At 64.7% G+C, this 3,571-nt stretch carries 4 protein-coding genes; 1 reads left to right on the forward strand and 3 read right to left on the reverse strand.

The annotated features are described in order from the left end of the window. Positions 1 to 201, forward strand: a 201-nt coding sequence (locus WB785_RS22420) for a His/Gly/Thr/Pro-type tRNA ligase C-terminal domain-containing protein (protein ID WP_424081949.1), incomplete at its 5' end; no start/stop codon positions are given. A 1-nt stretch (position 202) separates the two neighbouring features. On the opposite strand, the gene WB785_RS22425 is transcribed toward WB785_RS22420, so the two are convergent. The 3 genes from WB785_RS22425 to WB785_RS22435 all read right to left on the reverse strand — a co-directional run. Then, on the reverse strand, positions 203 to 715 hold the full coding sequence (locus WB785_RS22425; protein WP_424081951.1) for a DUF302 domain-containing protein: 513 nt from the start codon (positions 713 to 715) through the stop codon (positions 203 to 205). A gap of 100 nt (positions 716 to 815) precedes the next feature. Then, positions 816 to 2,042 (reverse strand): acyl-CoA dehydrogenase family protein, encoded by a 1,227-nt coding sequence (locus WB785_RS22430; RefSeq protein ID WP_424081953.1) that lies wholly within the window; start codon positions 2,040 to 2,042, stop codon positions 816 to 818. 91 nt (positions 2,043 to 2,133) lie between these two features. Next, positions 2,134 to 3,571 (reverse strand): cellulase family glycosylhydrolase (locus WB785_RS22435; RefSeq protein ID WP_424081955.1); only part of this gene is annotated, 1,438 nt, incomplete at its 5' end.

The raw sequence follows: 3,571 nt of genomic DNA on the forward strand, positions 1-3,571 counted from the left end.
GATCTGGCCTACGGCGACCGCGGCATCAAGGCCTCGATGCGCGCCGCCGACCGATCTGGCGCGCGGCTGGCGCTGGTCGCCGGTGATCGCGACATCGAAGCCGGAACCATCGGCGTGAAGGATCTGAGCACCGGCGATCAACTCGAGGTGGCGACGGATTCCGTTGTCGCCGAGGTGCTTTCGCGGCTGAGCACGGTTTGAGCTAGGCGGCTGCCGCGACTTTTGCGGCTAATGCGGCAAGCTTCTCGTCCAGCGCCAGTGCGGCCGCCTGCAGCGGCGGATTGTCGCCGACGACCATCAGCGACGACGGTTTGAGGTAGGTCAGGCTGCTTCGGTTGTGGTCTTCTTCCAGCAGCAGCAGTTCCACGGGTGCGAACAGCCCGGCCGTCAGGTCGTGCCGAAGCATCGTGATGGAGATCAGTGGATTGCCGAGGATGGCACGCAGCGCTTTGCGGTTGATTCCGGCCGTCTCGAGCCACCCGCTGTGATGAATGAGGTGCATCAGCATGAACTCGCTGGGACCGAGCTGGCGGGTGATCTCGGTGGCGAACGATTCCCAGTCGTGAAAGTAAGCGCCGGGAAGATCGCTTATCGACTCGGGCCTTTCACCGACCTCCGCGAGTAGTGCGGCGACGACCTGTTCGTAGGTCTTATCGCTGTCGATGCGGATCCGAACGCCGTCGAATCGGGTTTCCCGAAGATCAACAGATGACACGGTCGCTCTCCTCGCTAGGCGTGTGATCGACAAGCAGGCTTAACAATTCGGCACGATTCTACGAGTAGTTCCGGAACCGACGGGGCGGCCGCCGAACTGCTCAGGAACGACCGTGCTTGACCTGGTTAAACGCCACCCCGCGATCGGCGGCGTACTCGCGCGGAAAACCCAGTACTCGTTCGCCAATCACGTTGCGTGCCATCTCGGTGGTGCCGCCGCCCAGCGCCGCGGTTTGACGGGACAGGTAGCGCTCGCCGACGAAGAGCAGGTCTTCCTGCCCACCAACGACACCGACACTGGCGGCGATCGCCAATGCGGTATCGACCTCGACGGCAACCTCCTCAGCCTGGAAAAGCCGGATCAGCGAACCGGCGGTCGAGGGGAGTGAGCCGTCCAGCACGCCGCGATAGACGTGTTCGATCAACTGCTCCCACACCGCGCGGTGGGTCAGCGCGTGGCCGGCTGCTTCCCGTACGCGTTCGTTGCCGGAAAGCCCGGCCGCCTGCAGCAGCGCGGGGTAATCGGGTGGCTGTTCCTGGTTGTTCTCGCTGCCGCTGCCGCTGGCGAATTCGGAGCCGCCGCCGACCGCGCGCCGCTCGTGATACAGCTGGCGCGAGGCCACCTCCCAGCCCTTGCCGACCTCGCCGAGCACCGCGTCGTCGCGCAGTTCCAGGTCGTCGAAGAACTCCTCGCAAAACTCCGTGGATCCATTGACCTGCTTGATCCGGCGCAGCGTGATGCCCGGACTGTGCATGGGCACCAGAAACATCGTCAGACCGTCGTGCTTGGGTACATCCCAGTTCGTTCTGGCCAGCAGCAGTCCGTAGTCGGCGGCGAACGCGCCGGTGCTCCACGTCTTGGCGCCGTTGACCACCCACTCGTCGCCGCGTCGCTCGGCGCGGGTGATCACGCCCGCCAAATCGGAGCCGCCGCTAGGCTCCGAGAGCAGCTGAACGAGCACCTCGTCACCGCGCAGCGCGGCCGAAATGTGTTGCCGCTTCTGCTCTTCGGTGCCGGTGTCGAGGATCGTCGCGGCGCAGATGGTGAAGGTCGGGGTATTCAAGATCAGCGGCATCTCATAGCAGACGCTTTCGGCATCGAACGCCTTCTGATATTCGATATCCAGCCCGAGGCCGCCGTATTCGGTGGGGAAGCAGATCCCCGCGAACCCGCCGTCATAGAGCCGCCGCTGCAATTTGCGGACGTGCTGCCAGGACGCCTCGTCGCCGCGGTCGGCGTACGGCGGATCTTGCGGGTCGATGCGCGGCATGGAGTCGGCGAGCCAGGTGCGGGCCCGCTCGGCGAACGCTGCCACCGACTCGGTCATGACGACAGCTCGCGTGAATGCATCTAACGTCTCCGGAGAGTCAGATTGGCCTCAAACGGTAATGACGTTACCACCTGGTCAGTGACCGGGCTTACCCCGCGGCGGCGCCGCCGACAGTAGCGGCGCTCACCACGACGCTGACCGTGCTCGCTCCGTTGTCCGACGCGATGACCAACTCGGGCGCATCGGGCGCCGAGACAACATGTCCTCCCGTGACGACCACGTCATAGCCGTTGGGGAACTCGACGGACGGCACCGCGATCGTGGTCTCCGAGCCGGCCGGGAAGTTGCCCATGCCGTCGGCCTCGGCGGTGGAGTAGCTGAAGTCGAAGGTGCCGTTTGCAAAAAAGTACGAAGTCGGGGTGCCCGAAATCAGTTGCGGATAAGGCTCGGCGAGCGTTTCCAGGTTGGCGGTGTTGACGTTCGTGCCGGTCGGTGGCAGCTCCGGGTTGAACACCAGCGACTCGGAGCCCGGTGGCGACGCGGAGGTGGTGATGTCGCCTTGGCCGCTGTAGGCCCACTCGGTCCAACCGAGCTGATGCAGGTCGGCGCCCTGCAGCGGCGCCAAGATTTGGGACTGGGTGCTGGTGGCCCCGAACTCGGTCATGAACGCCGGGATGCCGTGTGCCTGTGCGTACGCCTCGGCATTTCCGACGACGGCGCTGACGGCCGGCAAGCAACCCAGCACCCCGAGGTCGAACTGGCAGTAGTCGTGGAACGACAAGACGGTGTTCGTGGCGTTCACCGTGCCCAGATCGGTGGGCAGGCCCGCGTTGGACAAAACGTTGGGTTCGAAGAAGATCGGTGTGGTCGGATCGACGGCCCGGATCGCATCCGCCCCTTGGTTGTAGAACGGCGTCAGCTGCTGACTGTCGAAGTACGGGCTGCCAAACAGGGTCGAGAAGAATGTCGACCCGCCCGGGGATGGTTCGTTGATGAGCTCGAACCCGGCCACGTTGGAGTTGCCGTTGAAGGCATTGGCGACGTACTCCAGCATTTGCGCGTAATTGTTCTCCAGCCCAACACCATTCGCTGCGTCAGCGTTCGTCCAGAACGCATCCCAGGCGTGCTGCTCCGCGGGGTTGAAGAAGATGTTGAGCGGGAAGCTCGTTGGCGAGTTGGGCAGCCCGCCGTCCTGCACCGCCCACGCCGGCGCGCCTTCGCCGCCGAATTCGGTGCTGTAGGCGTCCTGATGGAAATCAAGGATGCTGTGGATGCCGTGATTGCCCAGGGTCTGCACGGTCTGCTCGATCGAGTTGAGGTAGGCGGTGTCGAAGACGCCGGGCTGCGGCTCGAGGTCAGCCCAGATGACGCCCAGCCGCACGGCGTTAAAGCCGTTGGCGGCCAAGAACGCTGCGTCGTCGTCGCTGAACCCGCTGGCGCTGGGCTCACCAGGCGGAATCTTGTACACCTCGTTGAGGCCGTGCATTATGACGACCTGTCCGTCGCTGTTGGTGAGCCAGCCGCCGGTCGTCCCGATGGCGTCGGAACCGGAGGTCGCGCCGGCGGCATGGTCGCCGACCATGCCG

The sequence above is a fragment of the Mycobacterium sp. genome (genome assembly GCF_049585075.1).
In the GTDB taxonomy this organism is placed as follows: Bacteria; Actinomycetota; Actinomycetes; order Mycobacteriales; family Mycobacteriaceae; genus Mycobacterium.

What these genes read in the sequence shown, in the direction of transcription:
- WB785_RS22430 (WP_424081953.1), bottom strand. Translation starts at nt 2,042, where the DNA reads ATGACCGAGTCGGTGGCAGCGTTCGCCGAGCGGGCCCGCACCTGGCTC.